This window comes from Bradyrhizobium sp. SZCCHNRI2009 (assembly GCF_032485115.1).
Taxonomy (GTDB): domain Bacteria; phylum Pseudomonadota; class Alphaproteobacteria; order Rhizobiales; family Xanthobacteraceae; genus Bradyrhizobium.
The window spans coordinates 194356-211338 of the sequence record NZ_JAUEUH010000003.1 but is presented as its reverse complement, the minus strand read 5'-3'; the positions used below and the strand labels follow the sequence as shown (position 1 = coordinate 211338).

The 16983-nt window shown below is 66.3% G+C and carries 13 protein-coding genes, 1 tRNA gene and 3 pseudogenes; 8 read left to right on the top strand and 9 right to left on the bottom strand.

Annotated elements, in window-relative coordinates:
• The first annotated feature begins 186 nt into the window (after positions 1–186).
• Both QX041_RS12915 and QX041_RS12910 read left to right on the top strand, forming a co-directional pair.
• On the top strand, positions 187–1545 hold the full coding sequence (locus QX041_RS12915; RefSeq protein ID WP_316165567.1) for an aromatic ring-hydroxylating dioxygenase subunit alpha: 1359 nt from the start codon (positions 187–189) through the stop codon (positions 1543–1545).
• Between the two features lie 193 nt (positions 1546–1738).
• Positions 1739–3178, top strand: coding sequence for a glutamine synthetase family protein (locus QX041_RS12910; protein ID WP_316165566.1), 1440 nt, complete (start codon positions 1739–1741; stop codon positions 3176–3178).
• A gap of 15 nt (positions 3179–3193) precedes the next feature.
• Here the strand turns inward: QX041_RS12910 and QX041_RS12905 are convergent, their stop codons facing one another.
• Complete coding sequence (locus QX041_RS12905) at positions 3194–3898, bottom strand: SDR family oxidoreductase (RefSeq protein ID WP_316165565.1); 705 nt, start codon at positions 3896–3898, stop codon at positions 3194–3196.
• 257 nt (positions 3899–4155) lie between these two features.
• Between QX041_RS12905 and QX041_RS12900 the strand changes: the two genes are divergently transcribed.
• Positions 4156–5193 carry a magnesium and cobalt transport protein CorA gene (locus QX041_RS12900; protein WP_315828005.1) on the top strand — a complete coding sequence of 346 codons (1038 nt, stop codon included), beginning with the start codon at positions 4156–4158 and terminating at the stop codon, positions 5191–5193.
• A gap of 206 nt (positions 5194–5399) precedes the next feature.
• On the opposite strand, the gene QX041_RS12895 is transcribed toward QX041_RS12900, so the two are convergent.
• Positions 5400–6683, bottom strand: coding sequence for a hypothetical protein (locus QX041_RS12895; RefSeq protein ID WP_316165564.1), 1284 nt, complete (start codon positions 6681–6683; stop codon positions 5400–5402).
• Between the two features lie 120 nt (positions 6684–6803).
• Between QX041_RS12895 and QX041_RS12890 the strand changes: the two genes are divergently transcribed.
• Complete coding sequence (locus tag QX041_RS12890; protein ID WP_316165563.1) at positions 6804–7532, top strand: SDR family oxidoreductase; 729 nt, start codon at positions 6804–6806, stop codon at positions 7530–7532.
• 203 nt (positions 7533–7735) lie between these two features.
• Positions 7736–9811 (top strand): HAMP domain-containing methyl-accepting chemotaxis protein, encoded by a 2076-nt coding sequence (locus QX041_RS12885; RefSeq protein WP_315828007.1) that lies wholly within the window; start codon positions 7736–7738, stop codon positions 9809–9811.
• Positions 9812–10153: 342 nt separating this feature from the next.
• Here QX041_RS12885 and QX041_RS12880 read toward each other — a convergent pair.
• The 6 genes and pseudogenes from QX041_RS12880 to QX041_RS34390 all read right to left on the bottom strand — a co-directional run.
• Positions 10154–10822 (bottom strand): annotated as a pseudogene (locus QX041_RS12880) (IS3 family transposase); the annotation flags it as partial.
• A 451-nt stretch (positions 10823–11273) separates the two neighbouring features.
• Positions 11274–11627 carry a response regulator transcription factor gene (locus QX041_RS12875; RefSeq protein WP_315717877.1) on the bottom strand — a complete coding sequence of 118 codons (354 nt, stop codon included), beginning with the start codon at positions 11625–11627 and terminating at the stop codon, positions 11274–11276.
• Between the two features lie 196 nt (positions 11628–11823).
• On the bottom strand, positions 11824–12510 hold the full coding sequence (locus QX041_RS12870; protein ID WP_315717876.1) for a response regulator transcription factor: 687 nt from the start codon (positions 12508–12510) through the stop codon (positions 11824–11826).
• The gene (locus QX041_RS12865) at positions 12491–12775 is read right to left on the bottom strand and encodes an ATP-binding protein (protein ID WP_316165562.1); all 285 of its coding nucleotides are present in this window, start codon (positions 12773–12775) and stop codon (positions 12491–12493) included. The genes QX041_RS12870 and QX041_RS12865 overlap by 20 nt, the downstream gene beginning before the upstream one ends.
• A gap of 181 nt (positions 12776–12956) precedes the next feature.
• A pseudogene (locus QX041_RS34395) lies at positions 12957–13226 on the bottom strand (histidine kinase); the annotation flags it as partial.
• Between the two features lie 489 nt (positions 13227–13715).
• Positions 13716–13889 (bottom strand): annotated as a pseudogene (locus QX041_RS34390) (nuclear transport factor 2 family protein); the annotation flags it as partial.
• Positions 13890–14321: 432 nt separating this feature from the next.
• On the opposite strand from QX041_RS34390, the gene QX041_RS12860 reads away from it, so the two are divergent.
• Positions 14322–14528, top strand: coding sequence for a hypothetical protein (locus tag QX041_RS12860; protein ID WP_316165561.1), 207 nt, complete (start codon positions 14322–14324; stop codon positions 14526–14528).
• Positions 14529–14542: 14 nt separating this feature from the next.
• Here QX041_RS12860 and QX041_RS12855 read toward each other — a convergent pair.
• Positions 14543–14617, bottom strand: a tRNA-Thr gene (locus tag QX041_RS12855).
• A 351-nt stretch (positions 14618–14968) separates the two neighbouring features.
• Here QX041_RS12855 and QX041_RS12850 point away from each other — a divergent pair.
• Positions 14969–15151: a hypothetical protein gene (locus tag QX041_RS12850; protein WP_316165560.1), complete on the top strand. Its 183-nt coding sequence runs from the start codon at positions 14969–14971 to the stop codon at positions 15149–15151.
• Positions 15152–15194: 43 nt separating this feature from the next.
• On the top strand, positions 15195–16895 hold the full coding sequence (locus QX041_RS12845; protein ID WP_410051867.1) for an FAD-dependent oxidoreductase: 1701 nt from the start codon (positions 15195–15197) through the stop codon (positions 16893–16895).
• Positions 16896–16983: the final 88 nt, after the last annotated feature.

Below are 16983 nucleotides of genomic sequence, written 5' to 3'. Positions count from 1 at the left end.
GTTTTCGGCCGCAGTGAAGCTGCAGTCCGTTGGCCCCTTGGCTTCGGTTGTAGCTTTTTCACTTGCGCTTCTCCCCACTTAAAGCGAATCTAATCTGGGCGAACATGTGTTCGTCTAGCGAACATTATTAGATGATCGCGTGACGCTCAACGCCCGACTTGCGACGGAACAGGAGAGACGGCCATCATGATGAGCCAGGAGCAGAACGACCTGATCACGCGCGTCGGACCCGGCGCGCCCGCCGGTAAACTAATGAGGATGTACTGGCAGCCGGCCGCGCTGGTCGATGAGCTCGCGGGCGAGCGGCCAGTGCGAGCGGTGAAGCTGCTCGGCCAGGACTTCGTGCTCTTCAAGGATGCGCAGGGCCGCTACGGACTACTTGATCGCGATTGTCCGCATCGCGGCGCAGATCTCGCCTTCGGACGGCTGGAGAACGGCGGGTTGCGTTGCGCCTTCCATGGCTGGCTGTTCGACGCCGACGGCAATTGTCTGGAGACGCCGGCCGAACCGGCCGGCTCGCCGCTATGCAAGAACGTCAAGCAACGCGCCTATCCCGTGGTCGAGAAGGGCGGCATCCTCTGGGCCTGGCTGGGCGAGGGCGCCGCCCCGGCGTTCCCGGATCTCGACTGCTTCACCGCGCCAGACGCCTACACCTTCGCCTTCAAGGGCCTGATCGAGTGCAACTGGCTGCAGGCGCTGGAGGTCGGCATCGACCCCGCGCATGCCTCGTTCCTGCACCGCTTCTTCGAGGACGAGGATACGTCGACCGCCTATGGCAAGCAGTTCCGCGGCGCCTCCGCCGACAGCGAGCTGCCGATGACCAAGGTGCTGCGCGAATACGATCGTCCGATCATCAATGTCGAGGGGACCGAATACGGCCTGCGCATCATCGCGCTGCGTGAGATCGATGCCGAACGCACCCACGTGCGCGTCACCAATCAGCTGTTCCCGCATGCCTTCGTGATTCCGATGAGCACGGAGATGACGATCACGCAGTGGCACGTGCCGGTCGATGACGAGAGCTGCTATTGGTACGCGATCTTCACCAGCTATGGCGCGCCGGTCGACCGGGCGAAGATGCGGGCGCAGCGGCTCGAGCTCTATGAGCTGCCCGACTATCGCTCGCGCAAGAACAAGAGCAACGACTACGGCTTCGATCCACGGGAGCAGGCGACCGCGACCTACACCGGCATGGGCAACGACATCAACGTGCACGACCAGTGGGCGGTGGAGTCGATGGGCCGGATCCAGGACCGCACCCGCGAGCATCTGGGCCAATCCGACAAGGCGATCATCCAATATCGCCGGCTGCTGCGCGAGCAGATCGAGAAGGTCGCGAGCGGCGAGCCGCCGATGCTGTTCCTCGATGCCGCTGAGGCCCGCAGCGTGCAGGGCCCGGCGACGATGGACGGCATCGGTCCGACGCGCGGCTGGGAGACCTATTGGATGGAAGTCGACGTCCGCCGCCGCCGCAACGCCCCCTGGGCCCCGCCGGTGCCCGCGGATATCGTGCGGCGGGCCCCGCATCTGAGCGCGGCGGAGTAGCTCCTTTGCTCCGAGCTGCCGTAGGGTGGGCAAGGCCGGCGGAACGGCGCAGCGTGCCGTCCGACGGCCCGCCCACCATTCACGCGCACCGTCGCGGCGGTGGGCGCGTCGCGTTCGCAGTGTCCACTGGCGCAACAGCGGAGGCAGCGCCGCGAACGCGCCTTTGCCCGTCCTACGATTCGAGGAGCCATCGTTGAGTTTCGTCGACAAGCATCAGTTGTGGAGCGTCGAGCAGGCCGAGGCCGCAATGCGCATGCGCCGCCTCGCCGAGGAGCACGGCCTCACCACCATCCGCTTCTCGTTCCCGGACCAGCATGGCATCCTGCGCGGCAAGACACTCACTGTCGATGCTGCTTTGTCCTCGCTCGAGGATGGCTGCTCGATCACGACGACCCTGCTCGCCAAGGACACCTCGCATCGCACCGTGTTTCCGGTGTTCACCGCCGGCGGCGGCTTCGGCATGGCCGAGATGCAGGGCGGTAGCGATGCACTGATGGTCGCCGATCCGACCACGTTCCGCGTCCTGCCCTGGGCGTCCGGCACCGGCTGGGTGCTGTGTGATCTGTACTTCGCCAACGGTGCGCCGGTCCCGTTCGCCACGCGCAATCTCTATCGATCGGTATTGGCGACGCTCGAGCAGCGTGGCTATCAGTTCATGGCCGGCCTCGAGGTCGAGTGCCACATCTTCAAGGTCGAGGATCCCAGGCTCGCGCCCGGTGATGCCGGCTCGCCCGGTCAGCCCGGCGTGCCGCCGACGGTCAGCCTGCTGACCCAGGGCTATCAATATCTCACCGAGCAGCGCTTCGATCAGATGGAGCCGGCGCTCGAGATCATCCGTGCGAACCTCGTCGCGCTGGGCCTGCCGTTGCGCTCGATCGAGCTCGAATACGGGCCGAGCCAGTGCGAATTCGTGCTGCAGCCCGGGATCGGCCTGGCGCCTGCAGATACGATGGTGCTGTTCCGCAGTGCCGTGAAGCAGATTTGCCAGCGCCACGGCTATCACGCCACCTTCATGTGCCGGCCGCGCATCCCCAACGTGATGTCGTCGGGCTGGCATCTGCACCAGTCGCTGGTGGCGCGCGACGGCAGCAACGCCTTCATGACGGAGGATGCCGAAGGTCTGTCCGCGCTCGGCCGCCACTACATGGCGGGTCTGCTCGCGCATGCGCGCGCCTCCGCGCTGTTTTCGACGCCGACGATCAACGGCTACCGGCGCTACCGCGCCTATTCGCTGGCGCCGGACCGCGCGATCTGGGGCCGCGACAACAGAGGCGTCATGATCCGCGTGCTCGGCGGCCCCGGCGATCGCGCCACCCGGCTGGAGAACCGCATCGGCGAGCCGGCCGCCAATCCCTATCTCTACATGGCCTCGCAGATATCAGCCGGCCTCGACGGCATCGACCGCAAGCTCGATCCGGGACCGTCGGCGGATGTGCCCTATGAGACCAAGGCGAGCCTGCTGCCGAAATCGTTGCGCGAGGCGGTGGATGCGCTGAAGGACGACGCGTTCTTCCGCGAGGCGTTCGGTTCGACCTTCATCGACTACTACACCTTCATCAAGAACGCCGAGCTCGAGCGCTTCCAGCAGGAGGTCTCCGACTGGGAGCAGCGCGAATATTTCGAGATGTTCTGACGGCGCGGTGGCCCCTCACACGCTGCGCGTCAGCCCGCCGTCGACGCGGATGTTCTGGCCGGTGATGTAGGCGGCACCCTCGGAGGCCAGGAAGGCGATGGTCGCGGCGATCTCCTCGGACTTGCCGTAGCGGCCCATCGGCACCGTCTTACGGCGCTCCTCCGTCGCCGGCAGGCTGTCGATCCAGCCCGGCAGCACGTTGTTCATGCGGATGTTGTCGGCCGCGTAGGTGTCGGTGAAGATCTTGGTGAAGGATGCGAGCCCGGCGCGGAACACCGCCGAGGTCGGGAACATCGAAGACGGTTCGAAGGTCCAGGCGGTCGAGATGTTGATGATCGCGCCGCCCTTATGCGCCTGCATGATCGGTGTCACCAGTCGTGTCGGGCGGATGACGTTCAGCAGATAGGTATCGAGGCCCGTGTGCCACTGCTCGTCGGTCAGCTCCAGGATCGGCGCTCGCGGGCCGTGGCCGGCGCTGTTGACGAGCACATCGATGCGGCCCCAGCGGTCCATCGCGCCGTCGACGAGGCGTTTCAGATCGTCGCTGGACGTGTTGGAGCCGGTGATGCCGAGGCCGCCGAGCTCGGCCGTCAGCGCCTCGCCCTTGCCCGACGACGACAGGATCGCGACGTGGAATCCATCAGCGGCAAGCCGGCGCGCGGCCGCTGCGCCCATGCCGCTGCCGCCCGCGGTGACCAGTGCGACACGTTGTGTGGCCATGACGATGACTCCTGCCTTTCACGGATGACGACGGCGATCATGTAGCGCTGTTCTCCCGGTGGCGTCGAGCAAAACACAGGAACGCGCCGGTCGCCATGACGGCGAGCGACAGATCATCAACAAGCCGTATCGGCACCGATCTGATCCGGCGCGTTGCTTGACCGGCGGCTGCAACGCGCCGAAAATCGGAAACAGGCCGGTGCAACGGGAACGCGCCACCGCGTGGATCCGTTGAGACCGGACAGCAGGGAGGCACGATGCGCCACGTGACGACGCAGACACCGGCCGATACGCCGGCCGTTCAGGTTCGCGGCGCGTCGCGCGAGCCCGGCGTGGTCGCGGCGAGCGTCTATGCCGATGGCCGCCGCGTCGCAGACATCGCCATCGAAGAGGCCGGCGCCTGGAGCAGGCGGCCGGGCCATGTGGTGTGGATCGGGCTGCATGAGCCTGATGCTGCGCTGCTGCAGCGCGTCGCGGATCAGTTCGGGCTGCACGAGCTCGCGATCGAGGATGCGTCGAAGGCGCATCAGCAGCCCAAGGTCGAGCGCTACGGCGACGCGCTGTTCGTCGTCGCCCGCACCGCGCAGCTCGTCAAGGAGCACATCGTGTTCGGCGAGACCCACATCTTTGTCGGCCCCGGCTTCGTGGTCTCGGTGCGCCACGGCGCCTCGACCTCCTATGGCGCGGTGCGCGAGCGCTGCGAGAGCTGTCCGGGCTCGCTCGCCAAGGGCGAGGACTACATCCTCTATGCGATCCTCGATTTCATCGTCGACAACTACCGGCCGGTGACCGAGAGCATCATGGCCGAGGTCGAGACGCTGGAGGAGGTGGTGCTGCAGCGGCCGCTCGCGCGCCACGAGGTCGACCTTCTGTATCGCCTGCGGCGCGACCTGCTGCGGCTGCGCCGCGCCGTCGGCCCCGTGGTCGACGTCTGCAAGCGGCTCGAGCATGTCGACAACGTCGCGATCGACGCCGAGATGGCGCCGCTGTTTCGCGACGTCCTCGACCACGCCAAGCGCGCCGAGGAGGATGCGGATTCCCTGCGCGAGATCCTCGCCTTCGTGTTCGAGGCCAGCATGATGGCCGGCCAGGCGCAGCAGACCGACATCGCCCGTCGGCTCACGGCCTGGGCCGCGATCCTCGCGGTGCCGACGGCCGTCGCCGGCATCTACGGCATGAACTTCGAGCACATGCCGGAGCTGAAATGGCAATACGGCTACTACGCCGTGCTGGGCTTCATCGCCACCGTGTGCAGCGTGCTGTATTGGCAGTTCCACCGGCGCGGATGGCTGTGAGGGGAGGGCCGTCGGTCCCTCCTCGCGAAGCGGGTTCAGCCACTTGCGAGCGGCGCGAAGGCGTTGCTCCAAATCCCCTGCGCCCAAGCGAGGCGCGGTGCCAGGGCGCCGAGTGCCGTGGCGCCGAGACCGCCGGGCACGGCGTGGCGCGTGTGACATCGAGATCGTTTGCCGTTGAGGAGGCAAGGGATGCCATGGCGCAGCGGTCACGCCGCGGCGGATCGCCCCTGGTGCGCGGACCACCACGCGGCGATCGCGTCCGTCAGTTCGTCCCAGATCGCGGTCGGCAGGTCGGGCACGGCGACGCGCACGCTGTAGCGATCCGTGGTGGCGTCGTGAAACCATTCCGTCGCAGCGAAATCGAAGCCGAAGCTGCCGGCGTGGCGGATCGGCAGCCCGGCGCGCCGGAGATCGTCGCTCATGGCGGTTGCGGCTTGCCGCGCGGTGGCCTCGTCGAGCGGCGCGCGGCCGGCGAGCGTGACGTAGAGCCCGTGCGCGAAGTCGAGCTCCGCGGTCAGGCCGTGCAGCGCGGTCGCGAATTGACGCCGCGCGCGCCGGCTGTTGCGCAGGATGGCGGCGACGCGCCGCGCGGTCAGTTCGCGATAGGCGGGCAGGCCGACATAAGGCGGGAAATGCGCCGGCAGCGCCGCGCCGCCGAGCAGCCTGACGGCATTGCGCGTCTCGTCCGGCAGCGTCTGAAGCACAACGCGGCCCGCGGCGGCGGCCTTGCTCCAATCGATGAAGGCGACCGAGCCGAGCCGGCCGTATTCGGCGCCGAGCGAGTCGAGCTTGGTGTGGCTGCGCACCATCACGACCGGCACGTCCCAGCGTCGCGCCCAGGCCAGCACGCGGCGAATGCGGCCGGAGCCATTGGCAAAGCAGGTGGTGTCGAAGATCAGGAGATCGATCACCGGACGGTCGCAACTCAGCACGGCTTCGAAGCGCGGCGCGGTTGCGCTGGAATCGATCAGCAGCAGCCGCGGCACGGACGGGGGCTGCGCCAGCGCGGCGGCAAGGTCACGGGTCAGCGTCACCGAGCGCAGGTGCCGCGCATGCGCCGCGACCAGCTCCTGCGTCTCGCCATAGGAGCCCGGCAGCATCAGCAGGTCCGCCGGACCGAGAACGGGCCGCGTCGCCAGCAGCAGTGCCGCGATCGCCGCCATGCCGGAGATGGTGTAGATGGTGTCATGACGGCTCTCGCCCGCCGCATAGAACGACGGCCCGCGCACGTCGAGATCGGCGCGCTGATAGTCGTAGCCGAAGGCGAACGGTCCGGCGCGATGATCGTCCGCATCCGCCCAGGCCGTCTCGGTCGCGGTCCAGTCGCTGAGTGCGTGCTCGGCCTTCAGCGCGGCCGCGAGCTGAAACTTGCGCCGGATGACCTCCATTACGGAGCGCGGCGCCGGCAGCGCATGCGGTCGCCGCAGGCAGCAATTCAGGAGCTGCAGCTCCTGATGCTTGCGGGCGAGATAGGCTTCGATCGTCTCCATCGGGCTCTTCACGGGTGATGCTGGCGGCCGGGATGCAACGCGCAGGGATTGCGATGGGTCCGACGGAGTGCGGCAATGCCGCGCGGTTTGCTGTAGTCTGGCCGGACAAGGAGGAGATGAATGGGCAGGGAACTCGAAGGCAAGGTGGCGGCGGTCACCGGGGCGGCGTCGGGCATCGGCCTCGCCAGCAGCGCGGCGATGCTGGCCGCCGGCGCGCGCGTCGTCATGATCGATCGCGACGCCGCGGCGCTGGCGAGCCTGCGCGAGCGGCACGGCGAGGCCGCGATCCCCGTGGTGATCGACCTGCTCGATCCCACGGATTGCGCCACCCTGCTGCCGCGCGTCCTCGATGCGGCCGGCCGGCTCGACATCCTTCACGCCAATGCCGGCAGCTATCTCGGCGGCGATCTCGTCGACGCCAGGACGGACGCGATCGACCGCATGCTGAACCTCAACGTCAACGTCGTGATGAAGAACGTGCGCGACGTGCTTCCGCACATGATCGCGCGGGGCTCGGGCGACATCATCGTCACCAGCTCGCTCGCCGCCCATTACCCGACGCCGTGGGAGCCGGTCTATGCGTCGTCGAAATGGGCGATCGACTGCTTCGTGCAGACGGTGCGCCGCCAGGTCTTCAAGCACGGCATCCGCGTCGGCGCGATCTCGCCAGGCCCGGTGGTCACCGCGCTGATCGCGGACTGGCCGGCCGAGAAGCTGAAGGAGGCGCGCGAGTCCGGCAGCCTGCTGGAGCCCTCGGAGGTCGCCGAGGTGATCATGTTCATGCTGACCCGTCCGCGCGGCATGACCATCCGCGACGTCGTGATGCTGCCGACGAATTTTGATCTGTAGGGCAGCCGGGTTTTCCTGAGCTGGAATCGGTCCCAAGTCATCGCCGCGCTTCTGGACATTCTTCAAGCGGCACGGGACGTCCTGTCCGGTGCCGTGTCTCCGATCGAGGGCGCGCGACGACCCCGTGGAACTACGGGGGTCGAATTAAGCGCAACCTTAATCATAAGGAACCTAGCGTGAGCCCGCGCAATCCGGGGGCAATAATGAAGATCGGCCGACTTTTCGCAATTTCCATGCTGTCGGTGACGGCTTTGGCCGTCCTGCCTGCTGCTCAAGTCGTGATCGAGCAGGTCAGGGCTGTCAGCCACAAGGCCGAGGCGATCAAGACGGTCGAGGCGTTCGGCGCCGTGCTGCTCTACGCGCAGGACGTGGTCGGCCATCGCGCCCCCTACATCACGCCGATATTCCAGGATACTCCCGCCACGCCCGCGCAGCTCGAAGGCGTGCGCAAGATCAGGCAGTCCGCCGACGCATCCTTCGCCAGGGCGCGCGCGCAGCTGGCGAACGTCTCCAACGGCGAGGCGATCACGCGCAGCCTGGACCAGGCCTCTTCCAAGCTGAACGAGATCCTCGCCAAGGTGGACCCCGCGCTGACCGCGCCGCTGACCGCGCGCGATCCGGCCGTCATCAAGAGCTTTCTCCCCGGGGTCACCCAGGTCGCCCTGGCAATCGAGCCGATCCTGAACCAGCTGCAGAACCGCATCGCCAATGCCGACGCGTCGCTGACGACGCTGCTCGACGTCGCCCGCACCGCGCAGGACCTGCGCGTGACCGCCGGCGGCCGGGCTGCCGCGCTGTCGCCGGCGCTCAGCGCCCGCCGCGCCGTGGCACCGGCCGAGAAGGCGGCGATGGACCGCGCCCAGGGCCGTACCGAGGCCGACCGCGAGCGCCTGGACGCCGGCATCGACCAGCTCGGCAATCCGGAGCGGCTGCTCACGGCGTTCAAGGAGGCCCGTGACGCCTATTTCGGGCGCGCTGTTCCGATCGTCGACAAGGACATCGCAGCCGGGCTCGGCGATCTCAACTACACACTCACCGCCGACAGCCTGGCCGAGGCGGTCGTCCCGGCCGTGCAGAAGTTCTTCGTCGTGCGCGACGCCGCGATCGCCGAGGCCCGCGAACGCGCCGTCGCGGCGCGCGATGCAGCCTATCTGATGCTCGCGCTGGCGACGGCGGTGGTCGCGGCCCTCGCCGGCATTCTCGTGTTCGTCACCATGCTGCTGCGCCGCCGCGTGATCAACCCGATCGTGAACCTGACCGGCCTGATCGGCGAGATGGCGGCCGGCCACGACGACGTGGCGATCCCGACGATCAATCGCGACGACGAGATCGCCGCGATGACCGGCTCGCTGCAGACCTTCAAGGAGGCGCTGCTGGAGAAGAAGCGCGCCGAGCAGGCGGCCGCGGCCGACGCGCAGGCCAAGATCGAGCGCGGCCAGCGTGTCGAGCGCTTCACGCGCGAGTTCGAGATGGCGATCGGCGAGGTCGTCGGCGTCGTGTCATCAGCGTCGGCCGATCTGGAGCGCTCCGCCGCCACGCTGACGACGACCGCCGGCCGCTCGCTGGAGCTCGCCACCGTAGTGACCTCGGCCTCCGAGGAGGCCTCGACCAACGTGCATTCGGTCGCCGCGGCCGCCGAGGAGATGAGCTCGTCGGTCAACGAGATCAGCCGCCAGGTGCAGGACTCCGCGCGCATCGCCAACGAGGCGCTGGCGCAGGCGCGCAAGACCAACGACAACGTCGCGGAGCTCGCCAAGGCGGCGGCGCGGATCGGCGACGTCGTCGAGCTGATCAACGCGATCGCCGGCCAGACCAATCTGCTCGCGCTCAACGCCACCATCGAGGCCGCCCGCGCCGGCGAGGCCGGCCGCGGCTTCGCGGTGGTCGCCTCCGAGGTCAAGGCGCTGGCCGAGCAGACCGCAAAGGCCACCGGCGAGATCGGCCAGCAGATCGGCGGCATCCAGGCGGCGACCCAGGAGTCGGTCGGCTCGATCAAGGAGATCGGCGAGACCATCGCCCGGATGTCGGAGATCGCGTCCGCCATCGCTTCCGCCGTCGAGGAGCAGAGTTCGGCGACGCGCGAAATCTCGCGCAACGTCCAGCAGGCGGCGCACGGCACCCAGCAGGTGTCGGCGAACATCGCCAGCGTCCGGCATGGCGCCGACGAGACCGGCTCGGCCTCCTCGCAGGTGCTGTCCGCCGCGAAGTCGCTGTCCGGCCAGAGCAGCCGCCTCCGCGACGAGGTCAGCCGCTTCCTCGACTCGGTGCGCGCGGCGTGAGGGTGCATTATGCGTGGCCTCGACGAGGGCCGCGCATCGCCACCCGATCGCAGCAGCTATAGCCCGCATGAGCGCAAGCGACATGCGGGGCCAGCCCCCTCAGATATCGGTGCCGCTCATCCGGGCTACAGCTACTCAGATCTGCGCTGCTGCCGATGCTCCGCGATCGGACCGATCGCGCCCTTTGTTCTTCTCGGCTGCCCCGTTCTCCCGCGAACGCGGGAATCCATAACCCCAGGCGGATGTTAGCTTGCGAGACACGTTCAACTGAAGTGGACCCCACGCACGGGACCATGGATCGCCGAAAATTAAGGTGTGATCGCGCCTGCCCTGTCGTTCAAATCAAGCAGCTTCCTGCTGCTGCGTCTGGGCCTGCTGTGGGTATGTGGGCAACGCGTTTGCGTTGTCCAAGCGAAGCGGCATATCCACAGTCTGGGCCGCCTCGATCACATCTATGCCGGCGCGCCATGCCGCCATGGGAAACTGATTGTTCATCGCCTGGTGCGGGCGGCGATGATTATAAAAGGTCATCCATGAGCCGATGCCGTCTCGCGCTTCGCGCCCGTCAGCATAGGCTTTCAGATGCACTTCCTCATACTTGATCGAGCGCCACAATCGTTCGATGAAGATGTTGTCCATGAAACGGCCGCGTCCGTCCATCGAAATCGCAATGCCTGCAGCCTCCAGCCTGCCGGTGAAGGCTGAGCTGGTGAACTGCGCGCCCTGATCGGTGTTGAAGATCTTAGGCCGGCCGTGACGCGCCATCGCCTCGTCGAGCGCAGCGATGCAAAAGCCCGTATTCATCGTGTTCGACAAGCGCCACGCCAGCACCGCCCGGGTGGCCCAGTCGATGATCGCCACCAGATACAGGAACCCCTGCGCCACGGAATGTAGGTGATGTCGGCCGCCCAGACGTGATTGGGCATCGGTGATGCTGACGCCGCGCAGCAGATAGGGATGGATCTTGTGGCCGGAGGCGGCCTTGCTGGTGCCGGGGCGCGGGACCAGCGCCAGTACCGTTAACGGACCGCCGGACAATGGTTGAAGTTTCCGATACAGGTGCTCTTTGAGTTTTGCTTCCAACCCTCTCCCTTTGAGGGGTTTCCAAGACATGTCTTGCAAGAAGTGGTCGACGTAGCGCCCTTGCAACCTAAGTTTTTGTAGCAAGTGCCCGCATGGACGGTCCAAGGAATGAAAACAATCGCGACTATTGCGGCGGCGGTGCAGATATTTCTCATCGTTTTTTCCCATTTGAAGCGGTGATGGTCTCGATCGAGCCGATAAGCGAAGGGCTCGACCAGCATTTCAGTCGTCAAAGCGGGCACGGCATTGGTAGGTACCAATGCTAACGCTGGAGACTTAAACTGACATCGGGGTCGCACCCCGTTTTCGCATTGGGAGAATCCCCCATGGGCCGCCCAGCTTCGCACGCGTCAACTTGCCGGACGCAGACGGGCATGGATCAAGGCGCCGGTGCGCCGTAAGGGTCGCCGAGCAGCACGCTGCGGATCGCCACCAGAAGGTCTTCTGTCATCTCCTGCTTGGCGACGTAGTCGTCGGTGCCGGATTCGAAAGCGCGGCGGACGTATTGCGGCGAATCATGCCTGCTCAATCCAGGTAGCGGCAGACGAACAAAGCGCGCGCGAACGTCTCTCACCAGATCCAAACCATTGCTATCGCCAAGGAACAGATCGACGATCCCTAGATCGGGTTTCGTGGCCGCGATGGCCACGAGCGCATCCCGTTGGGTGGCCGCCAAGGCACATACGACAAGACCGGGCTCAGCATTGATCAGCGCGGTCAGCCTGCGCCGCATCAGGGGTGACTGTCCACAATGAGCAGACGCCGCGTGCGCCGTGCTGATTGCGCAGTCCGCTTTAGCACCATGGCCCAGACCGCGTGTTCGGCCGTCGCGCTTGCCGGAGAGGGGCTGTGCCTGCTTGGTCGAGAAGTCATCGGCGGCATGGCAGACGTGTATGACACTAGCCGCGCACTTGGGCGAACTTTATGACTCAACCCAATCGGCCGATTGTAACCCATTGAGCCGCGCGTTGGGCGAGTTCAGCAGCCGATTCGATCGCCAGCTTATTCTTGATGTGCTCAAGATGGGATTCTACCGTTTTGACGCTGCGGTTCAGTAGACCAGCGATCTGCCGCGTGGTTCGGCCCTGACCAACGAGCCGAAATACCTGCAATTCCCGATCGCTCAGCGTGCGCACCGGCGAGGCGGTCTCGAGCGGTCGCGCGCCGACGCATCGTTCAGCCAGCCGCCGCTGCAGAGCCTCGCTCATGTAGGTCTCGCCTGCAAGCACCCGACGAATGGCAGCGATCACGGTCGATTCGAGCTGTTGTTTGGTGACATAGCCGAGGGCGCCGGCGCAAAGCGCGCGCTCGGCGAACACCTCTTCGTCGTACATCGAAAGCACCAGCGAGCGAACGCCGGGATGACGCGCTTTGATTTCCTTGACGAGATCTAGGCCGTCCTCGTCGCCGAGAGCAAGGTCTACGATCACCAGATCAGGGCGACTGATCGCGATGGTCTTGAGCGCGGCCACGCGCGTACCGACCGCGCCGTGAACGGCGAGGCCGTTTTCCGCCTCGATGAGGGCGATCAACCCGCGGCACAGCACGGGATGATCGTCGACGACAAGCAGCCTCTTCCGCACCGCGTCCGCGGCTTCAGCCAGGCAAGTGGGCATCGCCGATACTTTCCTGCCGTTCGTAATTCGATAACAGCGGAAACGCGCACGCAACCATGACGCCGCGACGGGCCTGCGGCTCCACAGTAAGAGAACCGCCGATCGCCCGCGCGCGGTAGTCCATGGTATAAAGCCCGATGCCGTCATGATCGCGCCATTTTTCGGGAAGCCCGACACCGTTGTCCCGGATGCTCAATAGTCCCGAGCCTGCAGTGCACGCCAGACGGATCTCGATTTCGTCGGCTCGGCCGTGGCTGACGCGCATTGCGGACGGCTTCTTGGGCGATACGCACGAGGTGGCTCGTGGTTTCGCGGCCAAGATCGGGACAAGGGTTATCTTCCACAAACGCACAAAAGGCGCCATGAGCGGCGCTGACGTTGCGGGCGAGGCTCTCAAGGGAGCCGACAAGATCCGCGCTATTCAGACCGATCGAGCTGAGCCCACGAGCGAGGTCACGCGCCTCGCCGATGGTCTCGTTCAGCAATCGTACGAGTTCGGCCGCGGCCGCGGCGGGACCCGGTTGGCCGCTCGCCGCCAAACTTCGCCACAGCGCCGCAGCTAGCGCCGCTAAGCCGGCGAGCGATTGGCAGAGCCCGTCGTGGAGTTCACGCCCAATGCGCTGTCTCTCGCGAGAGGCAATCGCAAGAATTTCACGTTCAAGAATTTCTTGTTGCCCAATATCGCGAGTTATGGCTTCGATCTGCTCCCGTTGCATCGAAGACCAGCCAGGTTTTCTCGTGACTAAGATACACCCTTAGGATGTATCAGTAGTATGATCGAGTCAACTTCAAAGATCGATTTAAACCGCATAACTTTATGTACATTAAAGCTACGCGCCGCACCGTTGTAATTGTCGATCGGCAGGGCGTCGATGAAGCTCATCGCGTCGACGGAGAACACCGCGCCGCCATTCGCCGTCTTTCCCGACGCTAGCATGAGTCAGTGGACGCTGAGCCTTGCAGCTTCCATACGCATGAAATGTGGACGTGAGGTGAAGGTCTCACAGGCGTTGAATAGCGGGCAGCGGGTTTATCCTCATTCATGATTGATCGCCTCGGCAACTCTGTTGAGGCAATCTCATGACAGGCAAGATCAAACCAATCTCGATCTGTCTCGCGGGCGCCCGACCGCAAGGTACGACCGCCGTGCTTCCACGTCAGTTGCGCGAAACGGAAATGCAACGCCAGCGGTCGCCACGCCTCCATTAGACGTCCGTGTAGCAGCCAGTCCCCCGGCTTCCGTCGGGTTTGGTGAAGTGCGTGCGTGCATTCACGACACCGATGTCTCCAAGGACCCTGATCTGGATGTCGCTGCCGGAAATCTCGGTGACCGGCGACTTCCGGGCGACTTGCCGCAGGAAGCCGGCGCGGTCGAGGACGGTCCCGTCCGGGGATTACGGTGACGCTGGGATTACGGTGACGCTGCACCAAACAAAGCCCCCTCCGCCGCCCGTATCCCAGCTCTGCTGAAACTGCCCGTCGTGCCACTCTGCCGCACCCATTCCCCTTGTGCCGTCGGGCAAATCACCTGCACATTTCCGGCCGTCCCGTGCTCATCGAAGAGGGGCGTTCGCGAGTCGTCACGAGCGTTGGGTGTGGGATGCGATGGCCGGGTCGGAGTTGCAGCGCGCATTCGCGAGCGGACGAACAACTTCGATACGGACGGTGAAGTCGCGTGGTCCTGGCCTCCCGATGCTGAGGTCAAGCTCGCTGATGTGCGTCAGTGCATCGCGGGTGATGGGGGCAACAAAGCCCGGTCCCCAGGGAGAGCGCGTATAAATCGTAAGCCCATTGCGCAGGGAGGGCCGGGTGTGTTCGGCCAGACCTGTGGTACCTGCCGCCTGCATTTTTTTCCGCAGGCGGGCCACGGGCGCGGCCAGCGCCCGGCCTTCCCTGCGCCATCGATTTCCGGAGAGGGCGGTGCTGCAGCAGAGCTCGGACGCAAATTGCGCCGCGAGGCCGATGACGCGCATCTGCGCGTGGCAAGTGGTCCCGAGGCGTCGCCGAAGATCATGTAGGGGGAAGAATGCCCTGGTGCTGCCGGACAGGATTGAACTGTCGACCTCTCCCTTACCAAGGGAGTGCTCTACCACTGAGCTACGGCAGCAAAGGGACTGGCGGGGACCGGCCCGAAAGCCGCGACCGAACGCGGGCGGTTCTTGCCACAAGGTCCCCGCCTGCGCAAGCGCGGCTCGCCTGGTTTTCCGGGAAAGACGTCCGCGTGATGCATCGAAAGGGAGCGAAAGACCTTCGAATCGGAGTGAAATCGCCCGTTCGCGGCGGATTCTCGCGGTTTGCCGCTCGAGGTGCCCAACTGGCCGCAGCCGCGGCGGCAACTCCCCATCCGGGCAGGCGACGGCCGGCCGGGCGGAACCTAGCGTCTGCGTCGCCAACGCCTCTTGGCTTTCGCACCTGCGGCCCCAATTGTGCCTCTGGTATGGGGTGACCGGGGGAAGGGATGACGGATAAGACCGGGAAGGCGGCGCCGAAGGGCGCGCGCGAGGAGCGGCTGAAGCAGGCGCTGCGCGAGAACCTGAAGCGGCGCAAGGCGCAGAGCCGCGAGCGCAGCCAGGCGGTGACGGTCGAGAAGGACGGCTTGGACGAGGCCGCTGCCGACGGCCGGGACGATTCGAAGCATTGAGCAGATGGCAGGCGGGGTGGGCGTGATGGCAGCGGATGAAGGGATGACGGCGGATGCGGCGGCACAACGGGCGGAGCTCGCGAAGACGCTGCCGCGCTTCGACCAGACTTTTCCGGAGCTGACGCCCCAGGAGATCGCGCGCCTGCGCGGCTTCGGCGAGATCCAGACCTATCGTGACGGCGAGCTGCTGTTCGAGACCGGCAAGCCCGGCCCCGGCATGTTCGTCATCCTCAAAGGCCATGTCGCGATCACCCAGCGTGACGGCCTCGGTCACGTCACCCCGGTGATCGACCAGGGGCCAGGGCAGTTTCTGGCCGAGATCGCCCAGCTCTCCGGCCGCGTCGCGCTGGTCGATGGCCATGCCGAGGGCGACGTCGAGGTCATCCTGATTCGCCCCGAACGGTTGCGCGCGCTGTTGATCGCCGAGGCCGAGCTCGGTGAGCGCATCATGCGGGCGCTGATCCTGCGCCGTGTGAATCTCATTCAGGGCGGCGCCGGCGGCCCGGTCATGATCGGGCCGCCGCAATCGGCGGCGATCGCGCGGCTGCAGAGCTTCCTCACCCGCAACGGCTTTCCGCACCATCTGCTCGATCCCGCCGTCGATCACGACGCCGCCGACCTGATCGCGCGCTATTCGCCGACCCCGGCCGAGCTGCCGCTGGTGGTGGTGTCCGACGGCAGCGTGCTGCGCAATCCCAGCGAGACCGAGCTGGCGCGTGCCGTCGGGATGATCGGCGGGCCGCGCGGCGAGAAGATCTACGATGTCGCGGTCGTCGGCTGCGGGCCGGCGGGCCTTGCCACGGCGGTGTATGGCGCCTCCGAAGGTCTTTCCGTCGCGGTGCTGGACTCGCGTGCGTTCGGCGGCCAGGCCGGCGCCAGCGCGCGCATCGAGAACTATTTCGGCTTCCCGACCGGCATCACCGGCCTCGCGCTGACCGCGCGCGCCTTCAACCAGGCGCAGAAGTTCGGCGCCGAGATCATGATCCCGGTGTCGGTCAATGCGCTCGACTGCGAGCGCAAGGCCGGCGCCTTCGTGCTGGCGCTCGAGGGCGGCGACGAGGTGCGGGCGCGCTCGGTGGTGGTCGCCAGCGGCGCGCGCTATCGCCGGCCTGATCTTGCCCGGCTCAAGGAGTTCGAGGGGCGCGGCGTGTGGTACTGGGCCTCGCCGATCGAGGCGCGGCTGTGCGCGGGGCAGGAGGTCGCCCTCGTCGGCGGCGGCAATTCCGCGGGGCAGGCCGCGGTGTTTCTGTCGGGGCACGTCAAGAAGGTGCGGATGATCATCCGTGGCGGCGGGTTGGCCGCGTCGATGTCGCGCTATCTCATCGAGCGCATCGAGGCGACGCCGAACATCGACCTGTTGTTCAACACCGAGGTCGTCGCGCTCGATGGCGGGGCCGACACCGGCCTCGAACGCATCACCTTGAAGAGCCGGCTGTCCGGCGAAGAGACGCCGGCCGACATCAGCAATCTGTTTCTGTTCGTCGGCGCCGATCCCGCCACCGGCTGGCTCGACGGCTGCGGCATCACGCTCGACCGTGCCGGCTTCGTCGTCACCGGCGCGCAGTCGGAGCAGAATGCCGGGCGGATGGTGTCGCCGCTCGAGACCTCGGTGCCCGGCGTCTATGCGGTCGGCGACGTCCGCTCCGGCTCGGTCAAGCGCGTCGGCGGTGCGATCGGCGAGGGGGCCCAGGTCGTCGCCGCGCTGCACGGGTTTCTGGCCGATGCGCTGGTCCCGCCGGTCTGATTCGCGCCTTTCCGCCGCGGGGCCGTACCGTCAGGGGATGAATTCCCGGCGGCTGCGACCTGCCGTTGCGAACTCATCAAATCGCCGT

Excerpts from the sequence above, each read along its gene's own strand:
- QX041_RS12875 (WP_315717877.1), bottom strand. The coding sequence starts at position 11,627 with ATGCGGCGCAGGCTGACCGCGCTGATCAATGCTGAGCCCGGTCTTGTC.
- QX041_RS12885 (WP_315828007.1), top strand. The coding sequence starts at position 7,736 with ATGAAGATCGGCCGACTTTTCGCAATTTCCATGCTGTCGGTGACGGCT.
- QX041_RS12900 (WP_315828005.1), top strand. The coding sequence starts at position 4,156 with ATGCGCCACGTGACGACGCAGACACCGGCCGATACGCCGGCCGTTCAG.
- QX041_RS12850 (WP_316165560.1), top strand. The coding sequence starts at position 14,969 with ATGACGGATAAGACCGGGAAGGCGGCGCCGAAGGGCGCGCGCGAGGAG.
- QX041_RS12845 (WP_410051867.1), top strand. The coding sequence starts at position 15,195 with ATGACGGCGGATGCGGCGGCACAACGGGCGGAGCTCGCGAAGACGCTG.
- QX041_RS12870 (WP_315717876.1), bottom strand. The coding sequence starts at position 12,510 with ATGCCCACTTGCCTGGCTGAAGCCGCGGACGCGGTGCGGAAGAGGCTG.
- QX041_RS12865 (WP_316165562.1), bottom strand. The coding sequence starts at position 12,775 with ATGCGCGTCAGCCACGGCCGAGCCGACGAAATCGAGATCCGTCTGGCG.
- QX041_RS12915 (WP_316165567.1), top strand. The coding sequence starts at position 187 with ATGATGAGCCAGGAGCAGAACGACCTGATCACGCGCGTCGGACCCGGC.
- QX041_RS12890 (WP_316165563.1), top strand. The coding sequence starts at position 6,804 with ATGGGCAGGGAACTCGAAGGCAAGGTGGCGGCGGTCACCGGGGCGGCG.
- QX041_RS12905 (WP_316165565.1), bottom strand. The coding sequence starts at position 3,898 with ATGGCCACACAACGTGTCGCACTGGTCACCGCGGGCGGCAGCGGCATG.
- QX041_RS12895 (WP_316165564.1), bottom strand. The coding sequence starts at position 6,683 with ATGGAGACGATCGAAGCCTATCTCGCCCGCAAGCATCAGGAGCTGCAG.